We start from the raw sequence: 19,658 nt of genomic DNA, 5'->3' as shown, positions 1-19,658 counted from the left end.
ATATTATTTATTATTTACATTGGAGTAATGAATTGCTGATAGTGTTGTTTAATATATGACCAGATATCGTAGGTAGATGCATCCTTTATAAATTCATAGGTCGGTTGATATTTGGTCATAAAGGTAGAGAGGCTATCGCCCTGTAATCCGGTTATCTGGCTAACTAATCCGGGAGTAAATACTCTTAAAACCGTATTTTCTTTCTCTTTAGCAATCAGGAGTCTCTGAAAATTTTCTTTCTTTTTATTTTTTTTGAAGGAAACAGCTTTATATAACTGATTGATGTTAACGGCAAAACCCAGTCCTATCATCGGAACTACTTCATTCCATCTGGGCCGTCTGAAAGCAAATTCTTTTGCATATTCTTCTCTGAAACGCAGGGAATCCTTATGGTAATTATATTGGATAATATTTATTGCCTGTAGTTCTATTGGCTCTCTTTTTAGTTTGAAGAGAAGATCAGTTTTATCTTTCTTTACTATATATAATACCGGAGTGTATCCTAAGGCCTTAAATAATAATGTATCGCCTCTTTGTGCATTAATACTGAAAAAGCCCTGATCGTTGCTCACAGAACTGTTACCGTTAGTTCTGTTCAGAATAGTGATATTATTCAAAGGAATACTATCCTCCGAATTGATATAACCTGTAAGCATACTTTGTGCATTTACAGTAAAAGTCGATATCAACAAACCTAGTAATATGGCTAATCTGAACAACCTGTATATAAATTATATTGAATGTAAGCTACTAAAAATTGTGAAATGTAAGGATTTGTGATTTTAGATAGATAAGTAGGTTGATGATGAAATTTGAAAGGATGGTAGTTTGATAAAAATTTCTATCAAACTACCATCCTTTCCATCTAAATTATTGCTCCTGTAAAACAATATGTTTTACGTTCTTTCGATTATAGGTATACGTGATATGAATTTTATTATCTGAAGTTTGAATAACAGCCGGATAGCTAAATTCATTTTTATTATTGCCGGTTTCCAACATTAATACTTTTGTCCAGTTGCTGCCATCTTTAGACATGGCTACCGCCAGTTCACCACGGCCATTGGACCATTGCTTTCCGGAAACTGTTGGGTTGTAAACCAATAACTGCCATCCGCTTTTTAGTGTAACCCCATCGATCCCCGAATTAGGATTTAGCAGGGATAAGGTATCAAGTTTGCTCCAGGTAACACCCTGATCATAAGACCAGGACGACATGATTCTATCCTGATTACTTCTGCAAAGCGCCTGAAGTTTACCTGGATATACCAATACCGTTGGCTGAATTACCCTTGCGGAATTCGCAGTATCTACCGGCTGAAAGGTCCAGGTTTTGCCCTGGTCTGCAGAACGTTCTATATGTGCTTTCCAGATTTTATTTGAGTACTCGACACTGGATGGAGAAATAATAGTATTTCCGACTGCCACGGGCTTATTTTTAATAGGTCCGAGAATTCCTTTCGGCAATAGTTCGGGTTTCGACCAGGTTTTACCATTATTCTGTGAAACCATTTGCAACCCCCACCATTCTCTGGGATTTGGGCCAACCTTATAATATAAAACGAGGTCTTTTTTATTGGTCCGGTAAAACACCGGGTTCCAGCATGGAAACTGTGTACCATCGGGTTGTTTACCGGTGGCTACCTCTACCGGAGCGCTCCAGCCCTTTGCAGTCTGGCCAACCGTCCAGATTCCCACATCCTTATTCCCTTCCTCAGTTCCGCCAAAAAAAGAAATTAAAACCTGTTTGCCAGGTGTTTCAATAATAGTAGAAGCATGGCACTCCGGAAACGGAGGATTATCTAAGATTAGCTCTTCTTTGAGCTTAGTAACTTTCTGCGCATTGGCAACAAAACCAACCAGAAGCAGCATGGAATAGGATAAATACTTCATAACATGACATTAAAATGAAAAGATCGACGGGCACAAACTACAGAATATTACGAAGTATCGCAATACCAGCGCGACTTTTAGCCTAAAGCACTCCTTCAAACCCTTTCCCTCTCTAAAATAGAAAAAATGAACTGCAGATTATCTTATCTACCAGTTTCCTATTATCGTGGATATTCACCGATCATAAATTAAAATAGTACTATGCATTATACAGTACTATAGATTCACTAGTTTTGTTTCAAATAATCAACCATGACAAAACGTATCAGCCTTTTAATGCTCTTATTTGCCAGTTTTCTACATACTAAGGCCCAAACTACCGATGCAGAACTAACCACTGTTATTTTGCATAAGGACAGCCTTTTCTGGAAAGCTTACAATACCTGTGATATTTCCAAACTTGATAGTTTCTTTGTACAGGACCTGGAATTTTATCATGATAAAGGAGGCCCAATGCTGGGTTTACCTGCTTTTGTTGAGAGTATGAAAAACCTTTGCGGCAATCCCAACTTCAAACTAAGACGAGAACCTATACCTGAATCCATTCACGTTTTCCCGCTCAGAAAAGGAAAAGATCTTTACGGCGCTATACTAACCGGCGTGCATGTATTTTATGTGACGAAGGATGGTAAACCAGAATTTCTGGATGGAGAAGCCAGTTTCACACATCTTTGGTTATTGAAAGACGGTTCCTGGAAGATGAGCAGAGTACTAAGCTATGATCATCATGCCGCCAATAAAAGCAGGAAAGCAATTACACTGAGCAATGCTGCACTGAAAGCATTTGCTGGTAAATATAAAGGGCCACAATCTGAAATTGAGATCACTGTGGCTACCGATCATTTAGTTCTCAATAACAATGGTAAACGCTCAGATATTTATCCGGCAACTGCATCCGAATTTTTCATGAAAGAAAGGAATCTGAATTTTGAGTTCGTCACTCAATCTAATGTGAAGAAACTTTTGGTAAAGGAAGATGGGGGTATCGCTGAAGAATTGACGAGGCGCTAATATAATCAGAATGGGATGTATCAGAAGTAGTTTTACCTGATTTGATTCGGGAACCGCCATTCAGACTACTTTTGATGCATCCTTTTTTTTATCGTGCTACCCGAAATCCCTGGTTGCTGAATGAAGCATGCAGGTTCTGGCCTCCAATATCTACAGAATTAAAAAAGTTACAGGAATTTTTACTACACCACCAGCTTCCGCCCCGTGCATGAATCATTGTACTTCCGGGCTTATCATGTTTGGTATGGCCACTGCAAAATTCGAATACATTTCCGTACATATCGTATAGCCCCCATGGATTTGGCTTAAAACTGGCAACCGGTGCTGTATACATATAACCGTCAGAGCTATCGGCCTGCAGGTGATCCCGTCCATGCCAGATGTTAGCATACTCACCTATTAGATCTCTGTTATTGCCCCACCAATATCTTGTTGTTGCATTTGCACGGGAAGCTACTTCCCATTCGTCTAATGTTGGTAAACGATAACCGGCCCATTGGCAGTAAGCTGTAACATCTGAGTAGCTGATGGCGGTAACCGGATGATCCATTTTATCGTTTATACCACCACGTGATACTCCGTTAGGAAAACGCCAGCTGGCAGTAGAATCATTGATCCATCTAAACTCTTCTAACCCAGGTTCAAATACCATAGAACTATGCCTTTTTTCTGCATCAGTAATATAACCCGTAGCAGCAACGAAAGCCGAGAATTGCCGGTTAGTCACTTCCGTTACTGCTATTTCAAAAGCAGGTAAATGAACTTTTCTGAATGGATTTACAATAGAATGCTTATCCCCCACCGTATATGTGCCCTCCGGCACAGTTATCATTTGCTGGGTCTGAGCAATCAGGTTATTTCCAATGCTCAGCAATAGTAATAAATATAGGAGCCTGCCACTCATTTACGGTTCTTATAAAAATCGTTTACCCGTTGCAGTATTAGTTGCTCATTAGCCGAATTATAAGCGATGTGACTACTATAATAATCTACATTCTCTCCATACAACTTAGGGTATGAGCTGGCTGTCAGAAAAGGTTGATAATTATTATTTTTCATCAATAATAAAAAAACAGTCAGAATATCATGATCCTTTTTATCGCGCTGATAAACTTCTTCCAAAAATGGAATCATTTCGGTTGCATTCATTAATACAATAACCTCTTTGTAATTTACACCTACCCTTTTACTACGATTCACAGATTCTTTTATAATTGCAATAACAGAATCTTTATTATCCTTAAAGAAATTCAGTTGTCTGTCGCTCCATGTATATTCATTGAATGAACTCGGCACCTGCCCGAATATCTGTTTTTGCGCTTCTGCCACAGGAGTAGGCACATCACAATTCTGTGAATACTCTTCAGCATGAATCATGTTATAGGTAAATTTCTCACGGAGAGAAAGACTATTATAATCCTTATTTGAAAGCTTCATATTATCATTATCATCAGCTTTCACTTTAGCAATCATTGCCTTTACTTTAGCAAGGCCATAAGGAGGGGTTGTTATTTTACTTCTTTGCTCAGTATATTCAACACTTTCCTTGCTGGGTTCCGGGTAATCCTGTGCTTTTGCAAATAGCGTTGAGAAGAGTAACAATCCTATGAAAGTAATTCTCATAAAATAAATTTAATTTTCAAAAGTAGGATAAAAATAATGAGGTTCAAGCAAGTACAAGGAAGATAACTCTGCCTCAGCTGTTCGTACTATATCCTTGCCTGAAATTACTATTTTTGTTTTTCCAGGACGCTAATCCTATTTTTCATCTTCTCATTTTCCTGCTTCATTTCAAGGAGATATAGTGTGAGCTCCTCTATTTTTTGCAGAAGCTTCTTATTTATTTCACCCACATCCTGTCCTTCTTTTTCTACTTCTTTTGCAGAAGGAATATCTGGTAAATGCCCATGTTGTTTTATGAACTCCTGCACTTTTTCCAAAGGACGCAATTCATAATCCTGACCAAATACATGATCTGGCCACCCGGTAGCAGTTACTTTAACTCTCTTGGCATAAATTTCTCCATTTACCGTCAGAGCTGCCCGTGGAGTATCTGTACCAATTGCTACATTTCCACTTGCGAGTACATTTCCTGCAAACCGATTCGTATAGCCGATCAGGTATTTTCTTTGGGCTGGAATGGTATCATGAATTTTTTCATCAGCCACTGTCCAGCCAGTAAAGTTTGCATCTGTATCAGCAGTTCCTCCTACAGAATAGGTTCTTATATTAAATCGCTGAAAATAATTTTTATCATCAATAAAGATAACAACTTTCCCTCCCTCATTTGCCATATAAACCGGTGGAGTATATGAACCAAAAGAACTTATAGATGCATTATAAATAGCGTTGTCCCATATATAATAGCTAAGAGTAAGTCCGATTGTTGCCTTTTTATTATAGGAATACCCTTCTAATATAATAGTTGGCATTTGAACCGCAGTCTGAAAAGGTAAATTGGTTTTAATCTTTGTTCCATTTACAGTAAGGGAATCGATTTTTACGGCTAAAACATTGTAACGAGCTTGCGCACTAACGAAGATGGAGGATAATATCAACATCCATCCTAAGAGAATTTTTTTCATTTATGTAAGGGATTTAAATTAATGTTTGACATCTAGACAACTTTTTAATAATTAAAAACTCAGAGGGTTCAAAAATGTGTATTGAGAAATGCGATTCTCTAAAAAATATAGACACAATAAACTCAAGGAATAATTCAGATTAAACGTCGGCTACAATATTGGGTAAACAATATATTATTGCAATTTTACATAAAAAATCTGACTATAATTTTTTTTCCCTACTTTTGCACTCTAACAAAACCATTTCTACACCAATGTGAGATATAATTTCTTTCAGGAAAAATAGATAGCCTTATCAAGGCCAGTATTCTTCATCTTTTTAAGAAAGAAATTATGCTTATTCTTCAAGGCGTAGCCTATACGCATCCCAATAAAGACTTACTATTTTCAGATATTAATCTTATCATCAATAAGTATGATAAAGCTGCTATTATTGGTAATAATGGAGCAGGCAAATCTACCCTGCTAAAAATAATAGCAGGTCAGCTACCCGTTTCTCAGGGAATTATTAAGCGTGAAGGTGTTATATATTTCGTGCCTCAACACTACGGTCAGTATACGGGGTATACCATTGCCCAGGCATTGGGAACAGACAAAAAACTCAATGCTCTGAAGGCCATACTGGCCGGAGAATTCTGCGATGAAGATCTTATAACCCTGGAAGACGACTGGACCATCGAGGAACGATGCCAGGAAGCTCTCTCCTACTGGCAACTTCAGGGCTTAGATCTGAATCAAAAAATGGATGCTCTCAGCGGAGGCCAGAAAACTAAAGTCTTCCTGGCAGGTATATTCATTCACCAGCCAGATATAGTGCTGCTGGATGAACCCAGTAATCACCTCGATGTGAAAAGCAGACAGCAACTCTATGATTATATCAGCACAGCCAGAGAAACCCTGGTAGTTGTAAGTCATGATATCCGGTTACTAAACCTGCTCAACACCATGCATGAACTAAGTAAAAAAGGTATCACCACTTATGGAGGAAACTATAACTTTTATATTTCACAGCGAGGCTTAGAACAGGAGGCATTACAGCATGATATCAGAAGCATGGAAAAAGCGCTGAGAAAAGCTAAGGAAACAGAAAGAGAAACAATAGAACGACAGCAAAAACTTGATGCCAGAGGAAAAAAGAAACAGGAAAAAGCCGGGCTGCCTACTATTTCCATGAAAACGTTTCAGAACAATGCAGAAAAAAGTACGGCAAGGGTAAAAGGAATGCATGCAGATAAAATAGATAATCTGTCTACTGAGCTGAATCAGCTGAGAAAAGAACTTCCGGATCTCGATAAAATGAAAATCGCGTTCGATAATTCCTCTTTGCATAAAGGAAAAATATTGATCACCGCTGAAGAAATTAACTTTAAATATAGTGATAAGCAACTTTGGAATACACCGCTGAGTTTTCAGATTTTAAGCGGTGAAAGGATCGCTATCAAGGGAAATAACGGAAGTGGCAAAACTACGTTGATTAAATTACTGCTGGGCGAACTTAAACCATCTTTCGGTAAACTCTCCAGTGCTGCATCCCATTCGATATACATAGATCAGGATTATTCATTAATTAATAATGAGCTTACGGTATTTGAACAAATTGAACAGTTTAATAGCGGCGCCTTGCAGGAACACGAAATTAAAATAAGACTTAACAGGTTTTTATTTGGGCCGGAAGACTGGAATAAGCCTTGCAGTGCATTAAGTGGGGGCGAAAAAATGAGACTGATGCTGTGTAGTCTGACCGTTAGCAATACTGCATTGGATATAATTGTTCTTGATGAGCCCACAAACAATCTTGATATTCAAAATATTGAAATATTAATTGCTGCCATTAGTGAATATAAAGGCACGCTCCTGGTTATATCGCATGATGAGTCTTTCCTGGAGAAAATAGGAATTAGCAGAACTATTGAACTGAATTGAACTCAGAATAAAGATAATTGAGACTCCTGTTGTATGGATAAGCCGAAGCCGGTTTGAACTGTTTTGTAGAAATCGGCTTCAAATTTTCCATCGTGCACGTGGAGGAAGAAGTATATATCCTCTATACCTTTAGCTTTGAGATCTGCAATTTTGATTTTCCAATCTTCAAACCTCTGAACATCCAGTGGGTGCCCGCCTTGGGTAACAAACCTCAGGAATAATTTAGGGATAGTAAGAGCCATATGGAGGCAATCGCGGCGGCCAGGAGTATCAGTAATTACCGCTCCCATATTCAGGTGCTTCAGCGTAGCAAAAAGCTCTTCCTGCTCAGCCGGATCATTAAACCAATCGGGATGGCGCACTTCTACGAAGAAGGTGATATCCTGTGGAAGTGTTTCAAGATATTTGTAAAGATTACGCTTGCGAACAGGAGAAAAGTATTCGCTCAGTTGCAAAAATACAGGCCCCAACTGGTCTTCAAACGCCCTGATTCCTTCTATAAAGGCAAATGTTTCTGTTGCAGCATTCAGTAAGGTGCTATGGTGGCTGATTACTTGTGGCACCTTCGGACAGAATTTAAAATCCCTTGATTTTGTTTTATTTGTCCATTTACGGATAGCATCCGCACTGTAAATTTTATAATGAGTAGCATTAAGTTCAACGCAGTTAAACAACCGGCTATATTCATTTAGCCAGTTATCTTCTTTAGTTCCCGGGGTATATAAAGTACCGGCATATTCTTTCCTGCTCCAGCCGGAAGTGCCAATTCTAAGGGTGGAATCACCGGGAATACCAGATAAAACGGTATCTGTTATTGGATGATAACCGGGTATTGAGAGGGTAAGTTTTTCATATTGTTGCCAGTTAGCGCCAAAATCCATTCTTCTTACGTTTTATGCAAAGAAGCGAAGTTTTTTACTAAGGCACAAAAAATTAGTAAAAAACTCCGCTTAAGTACCCTATCTAACCAGGGGAAGAAATTTCTGTTTGTTCTCAATAATTACCCAGATTTCAATTGCCCAGAGAATCAGGGCAAGTGGTAACCCTGAAGGTGCGGCAGTAATATGGGTCAGTAGAATACCAACTAAAACCGGGAAAAGGATTAAAGCAGCCAGTGCCCTGAATCTGTTGGAGATAAATAATGCACCTCCCACAATCTCTGCTGTTCCAATAAGTGGAATTAGCCAGGTAGCCTGAGAAAAACCCGTCATTAATTTAATTAATCCTTCCGGCAGATCCTTGGGAGGAGGCATGTAGTGGAAGAATTTATTTAGTCCGGAATTAATAAACACCAGGCCAAATAACAGGCTTACAATAAATAGAATTTTCTTTTTCATAGAAGTTGTTATAGTCAAAAAATCATCGCCTACTTTAATGATGGTAATAATTCGTCGAGTTGTTTCATGCCCTGAGAGAATCCTTCTTTGAAACCCATTTTAACTAAGGTTTCCAATTGTGCCAGCTCCTCGAAAATAATATGGCATTCGACAAGGGTATTTTCATTAATACTGGAGAAATTGACTTCCCACTGAGATTGCGGAAGATCTTTAATTAAATTGCCGTTTGCATCCGAAAATGAGTCTATCCTGGTAAAGTTTTTATGCACATTCACGGTCTTAAATAGATTGGTTGACCAATGTTCTTCGCCATTTGGGCCTACCATTGCGTAGATCCAATGGCCACCGGGCCTGAGGTCCAGTTCTTTAGTCCTTGCTTTCCATGGTTTTGGCCCCCACCATTGATCTAAGATATCACTTTTTGTGTAAGCATCCCAAACTAAATTTAGCCCGGCTGCAAATTCTCTTTTCACGACAATTCTTTTATTTTCCTTATCTACAGAAAAATCAAAAATCAGATTATTTTTCATCTTTTTTGTTTTTTATAGTTAACAGTATTTGATCTAATTGTTTAAACTTTTTCACCCAAATTTTCTTCATTTTTACCAACCACTTATTAATATGCTTCATTTTCATGCCAGTAAGTTGATTAACAAATTTTCCGGTACAGGAACCAGGCTGACCCATTTTTAATATCATGAATCACGCAACCGTTCAGTTGCAAATATAAGCAACTATTCGGTTGCACAAAATATTTTTTTTCTGGTATTTAACTAGCATTTAAAAGGGGAACACTAAAAACTACCCTTCCGCCTATATGAAGCAATATTACCCAATATGGGTAAACGTTAACCCACCTGAAATTGAATAAACCTCCATGATACTGTTCTACCTAAAGGCTCTGCCAGTATATGTTTTACAGATTTTCGTTTAGCCTGTATCGTGGCACTGGTATACTAATTGCATTTTTAGGAGGATAACCAAAAAATATCTTTATGAAATCCATCTTAAGTATTATTGGAGCTGTATTGTTAGCCACTGTATTGTTTGTAGCCTGTAGTAAAGACAAAGACCCTGCAGATACAGATATTTTTGCCGGCACATTCAAAGGAAAAATTGGATATCTGGATGCAGAAAAAAATATAAGTCAGGATAATGGTAGTGTATTTGTTACCAAAATTGGTACCCGCTATGATTTCAGGTTTTCTGATGGAATCCCCGACCTGACAGGAGTTGAGTTTGAGAAAAAGGATGATAATACTATGATTAGCATCGGTTCTTCAGGTACTGGTCTGATAACCATCAACAAAGATAAACTGGTAATCGGATTCACGAGAGATAAAAAAACATGGACGGCAGATTGTAACAGATAAAAACTGATGCGTATATATACGTAACACAAATTTATCTAAGAGTACGTATTAATACGCTTGACTGACTCTTGAGATACTCCTAGTTTTGTACTAGAATCAATATATGGCTGCAAGCCATTTAAGATATTAATTATCAGTGGGTTAAAATACAACCCTATTTACTTTCGGGAGTCAGATATTAAAATTATCAGATCTAAAAACAGATCTAAAGATTACAATCGTAGCAATTAAAAGCATAATGAAAACCAGGTATTTCTATACCTGGTTTATGCAATTCAATAATATCTTAATTAAGAAGTTCTGCCAACCACTGAATTATTCTTGGTTGTACATTTAATTCATACACCTTGGTTGTTTCCTGAGTAGTACAAATAATCTGGTTATTTTTAATTTCTAACCGTGTAATAATTTTACGGGAAAAGGGTTGCTGTTGCGCAAGAATAAGGTTTTCGCCTTCCCTGGTTATTCCAAGCGTATCTGTTAACTGAAATTCAATTCTTTTATAACAGTTGATACGCACTACTTTTCCCTTTTCGAAAATAATATTGATTTTGTCGACATCTGTATCTTTAAATTCAAAACCTTCTCTCCCAACAGCTTCAATAATCCGAATAAAAGATTGATCACACTTCTGTGAAGCAATTAACTGGTATTGTGTTTTCTGTTTCATGCCCACCGTCTCGAACCTCATCTGATGATAGTCTGGGTCTACCTTTAAATGATTAATGGCTACATAAATTGGTTCACCAAAGGGGTCCTGACGTAATACAAAAGCATGAGAATCAGGCCGAAAAACAAATTTCAACTCTGATTTGATAATAAAATCGCCAGCTGCTGCATTATAAAGAAACGCAGACGCTTCGGGCTCAACTCTTACTACGTACATACGTTAAGTTTATAGTTATCAGATAGTCGGGTAACATTAAAACGGGGTCGATTTACTCTAAAGTCAACTATGTTACCAGGCTATTTCAAAAATTCATGTAACAGGATAGTGGTATCATTGGCTAGGATGATCGGAAGATAATACATTTATTATTTAATACGTATTAAAATCCAATTATAAGCCCTTCCCGGGGATATTGCTTAAAAAGCATCAATCTTATTTATCTGATAACCAATAGATAAATTCCCAGATATTTATTTAAACAAAAAAGAGGCTATTCCAGAAAATTCTGGAATAGCCTCTATACCGGTTAAGGTTATCTTATGCTATTTATGAATAAGCTTTTCGATTACCGATGCTACTTCATCTTTATGATAGGCATCCAATGGAGCAGCAATCTTACCTTGCTGATCAACTACGATCAGGTAAGGAATACTTTTGATATTGAAAATCGGGCGTATGCCTTCTGTAGGAGAAAAAGCTCCCGCAGCCAATACCTGATTCCATTCCATCTTTTGTTCATCCATTGCTTTTTTCCATTTCTCAGGGCTGTCATCTACCGAAACACTAAGAAAAACTACTCCCTGATCTTTGTACTTATTATAATGCTCACGCATTTTTGGAATATAACCGATGCACGGAGCGCACCAGGAAGCCCAGAAGTCGAGCACTATAACTTTACCGGCAAAATCTTTAATTGAAACAGCTTTCCCTGAAGGATCGCTCATTTTAAAGTCTTGCATTGGTTTTCCAGGTCCGCTTTTATCATAGAGATCCAGGTTTGCTTTAAGCTTTTGACCGAAAAATGAATTCTTACCTTCAGCAGAAAGCACTGAATATGCTTCTTTCGTGTGGTCGTAAGTATCTGCCACCATAATACCCAGCCATGGAGCAACTCCCATAGTGGGATTAGCTTTCAGGAATTCCATGTGAGGCTTACCACTCTTTATGAAAGCGTTATACTCACCATTAATTTTCCCCCCAACCAATTTTTCTCCAGATAATGATTCAAAATCTGAATTAATGGTATAGCTGGCATTTTCTAAAAATACAGGGAATATTTTAGTACTGATTTTCAGATTTACCAGTTGTGGATGGTCTATTTTTCCAGTATAGGTAAATTCCCCATTCTCAATACGAACTTTTGGAAACTCCTGCTGAGAATCTTCGCGGTTTATAATAATTACAGAAACAGAACCACTGACAATGCCCGTAACTTTACCTTTAATCACAAATCCTTCTTCCGCAAAGCTAAATGCAGGCAGCAACAGCAAAACTATTAACCTAATAAGAGATTTCATTTAAAATGATTTTCAGGTACTATTTTGAGGCAACGCCAGGTTTAATCAGCTCAGCCAGTTTTTTCTCAAGGTTCTCGTCATACAAATTCTTTGCAAGCACTTTTCCATCAGGTCCGATCAAAATGTTTGCAGGAACGAAGGTAATGCCATAAACGCCGGCAGCCGGTTCGCCCCAACCTTTCAGGTTAGAGAGGTTTAACCAAGGCAATTCGTGTTTTTCGATTGCTTTTGTCCATGCTTCACGCTTAGAATCCAGGGAAACAGCCATCATTACGAAGTTGTCGCCTTTGTATTTATCGTAAGCTGCTTTCAGGAATGGAATCTGTGGTTTGCAAGGACCGCACCAGCTGGCCCAGAAATCGATGAATACATATTTTCCCTTGAAATCTGCCAGGGAAACCATTTTACCATTAACATCAGGCGCGCTGAAATCCGGAGCAACTTCACCAACCTTGATATCCTTAGGATTTCCAGCATTAGCTTCCCCTCCTTCTCCCATGTTAAAAGATACAGGAGACGGATCTACTTTACCAGGATTTGCAAAGCGTTGCAAAATTCTGCTTGCCTTAGCATGTTCTCCCAGGGTTGCATAAATTGAATCCTGTTCTTTATGGCCTTTAATATAGCAGGTGAGTAAATAACCGGTTACTCCTGAGTTACTGTGATCAGCAATCCATTTCTTGTAACCGTCAGTCAGTTTTTTCTCAATAACAGCACCTTGTTTGTTATATTCATCAGCCTTATCCTCGTCTCCAATTTGTGAGGCTTTAATATACATTGCTTCGAGCTCTTTAAACTTCTTCATTTCAGGGTTTTCCGGGCCCACCATATTGAATACTTCTACCCAGTCTTTTACCCATGGACTTCCAGTATATTTTGCATCTTTAAAAGCAGGACCTTTGCCTCTTATATCCACTTTACCATCTTCCAGGTACAAAATAGTAGCATTTTCTTCCTTTCCGGCGGTACCTATCATCAGGATATGTACACTTCCTCCTTTTGGTAATAACCTGGTAACTTTAAACTGGTGATTCTTAATTCTGGTGGTATCCCATTCACCTGTATATGGTTCATAAACGGTTAAAAGCGAATCATTAGGAGCTGTATCTAACTTACCGGTAATTACAACTTTTTGAACAGCAGCAGCGTTTTTTGCAGCATCCTGTGCAAAAGCAGTTAAGCTACCCATTCCGATTAATAGTGTCAATAATTTTTTCGTCATATGCTTTACATTTTGATTGATTCAGGCGATTGCCTAAATTTCTTGAAGGTTGATATACTTAACTTTACTAATGCTTTGTACCATTGATCATATCTTCCAATACGGAGATAGATTCATTGATGTATATATCTTTCTTAACTCTTTCCAGGAAATCTTTATAGGAAGGAATCTCTGAAACCGGATCTTTTACTGTTGATGGATTTACATTTCTGAAGGTGGCAGCAGTCACTTTCAGGAACTGAGCAGTTGGTAAGTCTTTCGCTTGCTGAATACCTTTTTTGTAGCCATCTGTCAGTTTGTAGTTCTTGCGATAGGATGCCAAATCCAACGGTGTAGGTTCTTCCGATAATGCTTTCAGTTTCTTCGTATAGTCTTCCACCTTAGCATAAGCAGTGTTGTTCTGTACTCTTTGTTTAGCCTTTACGATTACCTGATTATAATCAAAAGGGAATTTCAGATGCTCATATGGTTGTAATACAACTGAATCACATTGCATGGCGGAAGGATAGTCTTTCTCCATAATAGCCTGAAAATTCATCCGGTCCTGTAATTTAATGTCCGGCGTCACTCCTTTTAATTGCGTGGAAGAACCATTCACACGGTAGAATTTCTGTGTAGTTAATCTAATTGTACCGAAGCTAATATCAGCTATACCTTTATCCGGATCTCCCATTTTACCTACGTTAACCGGTATCTGAGCAGTTCCTTTTCCGAAGGTGGAATTAGCTCCCAGGATAATTGCGCGACCTCTGTCCTGCATTACAGCAGTAAATATTTCGGAAGCAGAGGCGCTGCTTTCATCTGTTAATACCGTTAGTGGTCCTTCATATGGTTCTGATTTAAAATTAGTTCCATATCGGTTGATTCTTTCTCTATCCTTTAACCAGGATACAGGCCCTTCATTCATAAAGGCTCCGGTCATCTTCACTACCTCATCCAGAGAACCACCCCCATTTCCGCGAAGGTCCATTACGATTCCTTCTACTTCATTCTGTTTGAGTTTTTCCACTTCTGAGTATATATCTGCAGCACATCCGCCCAACTGATTTCCCGGATCGGTATAGAACAACGGAAGATAGATATAGCCGAATTTCTTTCCGTCTTTTTCGATTACAGCACTTTTAGATTTTGAATCTATATCCTTCACCTCATCACGGGTAATTTTAACTTCTCTCGCTTTTTCTCCCGGAGTCTGGAGGGTTAGTTTAATTTCAGTGCCTTTATCACCACGAATCATAGCAGCTACTTCTGTAGCTTCCAAACCGGTTAAACTCATCATTTCACCGGCACTATTTGAAATGGATAGGATATTATCATTTTCTTTTACCAGTCCGCTACGAAAGGCCGATCCGCCTGGCATTAATCTCTTAACAAAAAAGTCCAGGTCTTTTACTCCCAGCTCCATTCCCAATCCGTAGTAGCGTTTTGTAATAGCTTCCTCAAACGATTTATCTTTAGGTCCGGAGAAAGAAGTATGTGGGTCAATTTCCAGTAATGCAAATGCTACATATTGGTTGAAGAGCTCATTCGGCATGTTCTCACCAAACATCTTTTTGAAATAAACTTCAAATTGCTTTTTGATTTTATCTCTTGATTTCTGCTCTCTTGCAACATCTATTGCTCCGCTTAGCTTTGTAGTATCACCACTGGCAATGATAGATTCCTGGTAATTATTTAGCGTAAGGTATTTCAGCCTTTTTCGGAGGTTATTCGTACGCTCTTCCTTATTGGCAGAAACTCTTAATTCCTTTGAGGTAACAAGAATGGATTCCTGCTTATCATAGTCAAATGGTTGTGCTAATAACTTTGGATATAATTCATTTATTTCATGCAATCTTTGAAAATAAATCTTCATTGTAGCATCAAAAAATGCGGTACTTCCCACCTTCAGTTCATCATCAATCTTTTGTTTATATGTTGCCAGTTGGTCCAGGTCTTCCTGCAGAAAAATATAACCATTCTGGTCTAATGACTGAAGATATTGCTTCCAAACTGTAGTAGCATATGCATCATCCAGCGGCTTAGGATCAAAATGGCCTTTCTTAATCTTTGCCATTACTGAAGTAATAGTGCCGCTGCGAAAAGCTGGTATAGCTGCCGCATCTGTTGGAACCTGAGCATAGGCTATATTTCCAGTCAAAACAGCACCTGTCAGTAATAACCATTTATTTCTTTCGATCATTTTCATATAAAAACAATTATTGCATAGAGCTTTAAGGGCCTCTATCAATTCAGGCAATGGAGTTATTAAAAAGGGTGAAGGGAATTTGAAAATATTTACGGGAAGTCGAAAAACCTTAGAAAAATCAAAAGCTATACAATGGGTATACACTAAAAAAGGCAGGACTACTTAGTCCTGCCTTTTCCAAAAAATTGAATATTAAAAGTACTTCTATTTACGATTTAATAAATGCCAGTAGGTCTTTATTAATTGTTTCCGCTTCAGTGGTTGGCATCCCATGCGGAAAACCTGGGTAAGCTTTCAGAGTTCCGTTTTTCAGAAGCTTTATCGACTTAGCAGCTGAAATTGCAAAAGGAACGATCTGATCATCTTCTCCATGCATAACCAAAACCGGAATATCTACACTTTTCAGATCCTCAGTAAAATCAGTTTCCGAAAAAGCTTTAATACATTCATAGTGGGCATTAATTGCGCCTGTCATACCCTGACGCCACCAATTATCTATTACTCCCTGGGATATTTTGGCACCAGGGCGGTTATATCCATAAAACGGCATGGGGAAATCCTTAAAGTATTGGGATCTGTGGGTAGCAGTATTTAGTCTGATTTCATCAAAGACCGACATTGGTACCCCATCCGGGTTATTAGCAGATTGTACCATGCAAGGAGGAACAGCACTCAACAATACAGCTTTAGCCACACGGCCTTTTCCATATTTTGCGGCATAACGAATCACTTCGCCACCACCGGTAGAATGACCGATATGTATTGCATCCTTTAAATCTAATACTTTGGTAAGCTCAGCAACATCTGCGGCGTAGGTATCCATGTCATGTCCGGAGGCCGACTGTGTAGACCTTCCATGTCCTCTTCTGTCGTGCGCTATAACTCTGTAACCTTGCTGTAGAAAGAACATCATCTGTGTATCCCAATCATCGCTACTTAAAGGCCAGCCATGATGAAAGACTATCGGCTGTCCGCTACCCCAATCTTTATAAAAAATCTCTGTTCCGTCTTTTACTGTAATTTTTCCCATTGTACTTGATTTTTATGGTATTATAGAATTAATCTTTTCAGACCTTGCTATCCTTAGTAGTAAAGAGTAGTTCAATAACAATGAAAATCTTAGGGTTGTTCAGAAAGAAATAGATTGATAATAAGTCTCAGTTTTTCTCAGGGTAATAATGGCATTTATCCCCTGATGATGCATAGTAATATTAAGATGGTAAAAATGTCAGTTCTTTAGTTTCGAATAGTAATTATAACCTATCCTTGTATGCGCATATCTATAAATCCTGAGTCTGAAAATCTACAAACCTTTGAATAGCTTTCCTGGTTTCGTCATCAATAATGGGGTTATGGAGGAGTGATTTCAAAATATTAATCAATTCTTCTCTTCTCTCATCGTTCTCTTCTGCATTAATAATTCTATTCAACATCCAGCTGGTTAGCATTGTGGGTCTGCGGGTCAAAGATTCAAACAGCTGTTTTTCATACTTCCCTCTAAATGTTTCCAGTGTATGCACTAATGGGCCTGGCGATCCAAAATCGACCTGTGGATATTTCTCCAATAAGCGAAAAATTGGTTCTATCGCTTTTGCTCCGTCTTCATTTGATTTAAGATCATCCGTCATTTCATAGAAATAAGACTCATTGTCGAATTCCGGATCCATTGCATCGAAAGGTACAAATTGGGAAAGCTTTATAATAATATCTTCTGTGGTCATAGGACTTATAATTCTTGGTCGAAAGATACTGAAAAGAAAAATAAATTTGCGCAAGCAAATACTTGCACATATATTTGCAAGCAAATGATTGCATATTATGGAAGCAAGACGAGATGTATTTCAGGCGATAGCCGACCCAACGAGGCGGGCAATAATAGGAATGATAGCTCAACAGCCTGTTAATGTAAATGCAATAGCGGAGCAATTTGAGGTGAGCAGACAGGCCATATCCCTGCATCTTAAAATCCTTTCAGAATGTGGATTGTTGAATATAAAACAACAAGGCAGGGAACGTTATTGTGAAGCCAGACTCGAAAAGCTCAACGAAGTGCATGAGTGGGTAGAGCAATATCATAAGCTCTGGACAAGCAGATTGAAAGCGCTCAAAAGTTTTGTTGAGCAGGAAGAACTACAAAGCAGAACCCAGACAACCAAGCGAAAAAACAAGTAAATAATAATTGCGATGGAAAACAGAACTACCACCTCCGAAGTATTTATTGAAGAGACCTTTAACGCGGGCATTGAGAGAGTATTTAAGGCATGGACAGATCCGGATAAATTAATGCAATGGTATGCCCCGGAAGGTTGCACCTTTCATATTAAAACAATGAATATTAAAACCGGCGGAAAATTCCACACCTGCATAACAAACCCACAATTCGGCGATTGCTGGTGCATTGGCGAATACAAGGAAGTAACACCTTATAGCAGAATTGTATTTACGTTATTAAATGCAGATGAAAATGGTAACCCGATAGATCCGGCTACTATTGGCATGGACCCAGATTGGCCTGGCGAAACGCTGGTTACTGTTACACTCACAGAAGAAAATGGTAAAACCAAACTGCAATTAAGACAAACAGTTGCTCAGGCACTGGCACAAAAAACAGGTGCATATCCAAGCTGGTTGCAAATGCTCAATAAAATGAGAATACTCATAACTCAATCTAAATAAGTTTTAGCTTCCGAGCAGATATGATTGAAATACATAGACTGATTTCCGATTCACAACCGGCAATCATCACAAGGAATTAAATACGAATCTGCTGGAGAAATAACTACTTATCAATTAAGTTCTAAGGAGGAAAACTACTTGAAAAGCATTTCAATGAATTAATAGAAAGGGCAACAATTTGATAAACAGCTTATCGAGTTGAAAATGCCATTCTCATAAATAAGTTTGATTCATCCATCCCAAGAGCTAATATATCAATTTTATTAGTCTTGTTTTCATTTTGAATCAGAGTACAAATTATTCCGGTCCATGGGCTTTTGAAAGCGGCTTTAACTTCAAGAGCAGAAACTAATTGCACAAATTCTTTGGCCTCACTACTATCATTTATAGAAAATTTGCTATGTCCGTACCACATATCAAACATTAGATTGGTAGCTTCCCCAACCACATTACCTTTCCAGAATATTGAATAGGTTTCTTTCATTTTATGTAGGTATTTATAAAACAAGAGCCGTTATGCTAAAATAACATAACTGACCGATATTTTTCAAAAAAAGGCTATTCATTATTTATACTAATTAATGAATAAAGATATATCGATTAGCAATTCTGAAATTCTATAATCAACCCCCTATACCACACTTGATAAGAAGACAAGCAACTAATAAATTATACATCTTAAAATATAATATATTTGCTATGATAATTTAAAAATCCCTGACCGAATGAATTCTAGAATTCCTACTGTAATCCTATCCCTGGCATTAATTGGTTGTTATTTTCTACCATGGCTTTCCATTAGTGGCTTTAATGCATCCCTAAACAGCACTTTAAATCTTGCAGGGCTTAGTACTGAGGCTACAGGATGGACATTCCCTCTGCGATTAAATGATGGAGGCAAATATGCAGGCTTCTTTATGAAAGATCTGGATGCGCTGTGGCTTAAATTAGTGTATGTATTCTATCTTATTCCTGTGTTGGCTGCATTTAATACATTCAAAAGAATGAGCGGACAACGGCCAATGCTAAACGAATTCTTGCTGGCTATAGTGATGGCAGGTGGCTTCTATTACTGGGTACATAGCGTTGATACAAGGGTTGATAACATCATTTCTCTGGTAAGCAGTACTTTAAATCCGAAGTTATCTAAATTATTAGCAGTTGGTTATTTTGCTTTTATTGGAGTGAGTGTATTTGGACTTTACTATACTGTAATGAAAAAGAGTAACGATTAAAAAAAGTAATTAGATAAAAAAGAATGGA

21 protein-coding genes are annotated in these 19,658 nt (G+C 38.0%); 6 read left to right on the top strand and 15 right to left on the bottom strand.

Annotated elements, in window-relative coordinates; all coding sequences use genetic code 11:
• Positions 1–14: 14 nt before the first annotated feature.
• On the bottom strand, positions 15–656 hold the full coding sequence (locus DVR12_RS23890; protein WP_116978332.1) for a carboxypeptidase-like regulatory domain-containing protein: 642 nt from the start codon (positions 654–656) through the stop codon (positions 15–17).
• Between the two features lie 214 nt (positions 657–870).
• Positions 871–1,893: a sialidase family protein gene (locus tag DVR12_RS23885; protein WP_116978331.1), complete on the bottom strand. Its 1,023-nt coding sequence runs from the start codon at positions 1,891–1,893 to the stop codon at positions 871–873.
• A 252-nt stretch (positions 1,894–2,145) separates the two neighbouring features.
• On the opposite strand from DVR12_RS23885, the gene DVR12_RS23880 reads away from it, so the two are divergent.
• Positions 2,146–2,904, top strand: coding sequence for a nuclear transport factor 2 family protein (locus DVR12_RS23880; RefSeq protein ID WP_116978330.1), 759 nt, complete (start codon positions 2,146–2,148; stop codon positions 2,902–2,904).
• Positions 2,905–2,992: 88 nt separating this feature from the next.
• Here DVR12_RS23880 and DVR12_RS23875 read toward each other — a convergent pair whose 3' ends face one another.
• From DVR12_RS23875 to DVR12_RS23865, 3 genes are all read right to left on the bottom strand, one after another.
• The gene (locus DVR12_RS23875; protein WP_116978329.1) at positions 2,993–3,808 is read right to left on the bottom strand and encodes a formylglycine-generating enzyme family protein; all 816 of its coding nucleotides are present in this window, start codon (positions 3,806–3,808) and stop codon (positions 2,993–2,995) included.
• Positions 3,805–4,527: a hypothetical protein gene (locus tag DVR12_RS23870; RefSeq protein ID WP_116978328.1), complete on the bottom strand. Its 723-nt coding sequence runs from the start codon at positions 4,525–4,527 to the stop codon at positions 3,805–3,807. Before DVR12_RS23870 ends, DVR12_RS23875 begins: the two co-directional genes overlap by 4 nt.
• Before the next feature lie 107 nt (positions 4,528–4,634).
• Positions 4,635–5,489: a hypothetical protein gene (locus DVR12_RS23865; protein WP_116978327.1), complete on the bottom strand. Its 855-nt coding sequence runs from the start codon at positions 5,487–5,489 to the stop codon at positions 4,635–4,637.
• Positions 5,490–5,822: 333 nt separating this feature from the next.
• On the opposite strand from DVR12_RS23865, the gene abc-f reads away from it, so the two are divergent.
• On the top strand, positions 5,823–7,412 hold the full coding sequence (abc-f, locus tag DVR12_RS23860) for a ribosomal protection-like ABC-F family protein (protein WP_116978326.1): 1,590 nt from the start codon (positions 5,823–5,825) through the stop codon (positions 7,410–7,412).
• Positions 7,413–7,414: 2 nt separating this feature from the next.
• On the opposite strand, the gene DVR12_RS23855 is transcribed toward abc-f, so the two are convergent.
• The 3 genes from DVR12_RS23855 to DVR12_RS23845 form a co-directional block, all read right to left on the bottom strand.
• A complete protein-coding gene (locus tag DVR12_RS23855) occupies positions 7,415–8,293 on the bottom strand; it encodes a DUF72 domain-containing protein (protein WP_116978325.1) in 879 nt (292 codons plus the stop codon).
• Between the two features lie 78 nt (positions 8,294–8,371).
• Positions 8,372–8,749, bottom strand: coding sequence for a DoxX family protein (locus DVR12_RS23850; protein WP_116978324.1), 378 nt, complete (start codon positions 8,747–8,749; stop codon positions 8,372–8,374).
• Between the two features lie 29 nt (positions 8,750–8,778).
• Positions 8,779–9,279 carry an SRPBCC family protein gene (locus DVR12_RS23845; protein WP_116978323.1) on the bottom strand — a complete coding sequence of 167 codons (501 nt, stop codon included), beginning with the start codon at positions 9,277–9,279 and terminating at the stop codon, positions 8,779–8,781.
• A 465-nt stretch (positions 9,280–9,744) separates the two neighbouring features.
• Between DVR12_RS23845 and DVR12_RS23840 the strand changes: the two genes are divergently transcribed.
• Positions 9,745–10,122 (top strand): hypothetical protein, encoded by a 378-nt coding sequence (locus DVR12_RS23840; RefSeq protein WP_116978322.1) that lies wholly within the window; start codon positions 9,745–9,747, stop codon positions 10,120–10,122.
• Positions 10,123–10,408: 286 nt separating this feature from the next.
• On the opposite strand, the gene DVR12_RS23835 is transcribed toward DVR12_RS23840, so the two are convergent.
• The 6 genes from DVR12_RS23835 to DVR12_RS23810 all read right to left on the bottom strand — a co-directional run bounded on the left by DVR12_RS23835 (position 10,409) and on the right by DVR12_RS23810 (position 17,440).
• Positions 10,409–11,008, bottom strand: coding sequence for a hypothetical protein (locus tag DVR12_RS23835; RefSeq protein ID WP_116978321.1), 600 nt, complete (start codon positions 11,006–11,008; stop codon positions 10,409–10,411).
• Between the two features lie 326 nt (positions 11,009–11,334).
• Entirely contained in the window at positions 11,335–12,309 is a 975-nt protein-coding gene (locus tag DVR12_RS23830; protein WP_116978320.1) for a TlpA disulfide reductase family protein, read from the bottom strand.
• Positions 12,310–12,328: 19 nt separating this feature from the next.
• Positions 12,329–13,531 carry a TlpA disulfide reductase family protein gene (locus DVR12_RS23825; RefSeq protein ID WP_116978319.1) on the bottom strand — a complete coding sequence of 401 codons (1,203 nt, stop codon included), beginning with the start codon at positions 13,529–13,531 and terminating at the stop codon, positions 12,329–12,331.
• A 67-nt stretch (positions 13,532–13,598) separates the two neighbouring features.
• Positions 13,599–15,719: a carboxy terminal-processing peptidase gene (locus DVR12_RS23820; protein ID WP_116978318.1), complete on the bottom strand. Its 2,121-nt coding sequence runs from the start codon at positions 15,717–15,719 to the stop codon at positions 13,599–13,601.
• A 208-nt stretch (positions 15,720–15,927) separates the two neighbouring features.
• On the bottom strand, positions 15,928–16,749 hold the full coding sequence (locus tag DVR12_RS23815; RefSeq protein ID WP_116978317.1) for an alpha/beta fold hydrolase: 822 nt from the start codon (positions 16,747–16,749) through the stop codon (positions 15,928–15,930).
• A gap of 250 nt (positions 16,750–16,999) precedes the next feature.
• Positions 17,000–17,440: a hypothetical protein gene (locus DVR12_RS23810; protein ID WP_116978316.1), complete on the bottom strand. Its 441-nt coding sequence runs from the start codon at positions 17,438–17,440 to the stop codon at positions 17,000–17,002.
• A gap of 97 nt (positions 17,441–17,537) precedes the next feature.
• Between DVR12_RS23810 and DVR12_RS23805 the strand changes: the two genes are divergently transcribed.
• Both DVR12_RS23805 and DVR12_RS23800 read left to right on the top strand, forming a co-directional pair.
• Positions 17,538–17,891, top strand: a complete 354-nt coding sequence (locus tag DVR12_RS23805) for an ArsR/SmtB family transcription factor (protein WP_199417189.1) — start codon at positions 17,538–17,540, stop codon at positions 17,889–17,891.
• Between the two features lie 12 nt (positions 17,892–17,903).
• Complete coding sequence (locus tag DVR12_RS23800) at positions 17,904–18,395, top strand: SRPBCC family protein (protein ID WP_116978315.1); 492 nt, start codon at positions 17,904–17,906, stop codon at positions 18,393–18,395.
• A gap of 190 nt (positions 18,396–18,585) precedes the next feature.
• On the opposite strand, the gene DVR12_RS23795 is transcribed toward DVR12_RS23800, so the two are convergent.
• Positions 18,586–18,879, bottom strand: a complete 294-nt coding sequence (locus DVR12_RS23795) for a hypothetical protein (protein WP_116978314.1) — start codon at positions 18,877–18,879, stop codon at positions 18,586–18,588.
• Positions 18,880–19,120: 241 nt separating this feature from the next.
• On the opposite strand from DVR12_RS23795, the gene DVR12_RS23790 reads away from it, so the two are divergent.
• Positions 19,121–19,630: a hypothetical protein gene (locus DVR12_RS23790; protein WP_116978313.1), complete on the top strand. Its 510-nt coding sequence runs from the start codon at positions 19,121–19,123 to the stop codon at positions 19,628–19,630.
• Positions 19,631–19,658 lie beyond the last annotated feature (28 nt).

Origin of the sequence: Chitinophaga silvatica, from assembly GCF_003419895.1 — a bacterium.
GTDB lineage: Bacteria > Bacteroidota > Bacteroidia > Chitinophagales > Chitinophagaceae > Chitinophaga > Chitinophaga silvatica.
The sequence above is the reverse complement of the archived record's forward strand: the minus strand, read 5'-3'. Positions and strand labels throughout refer to the sequence as shown.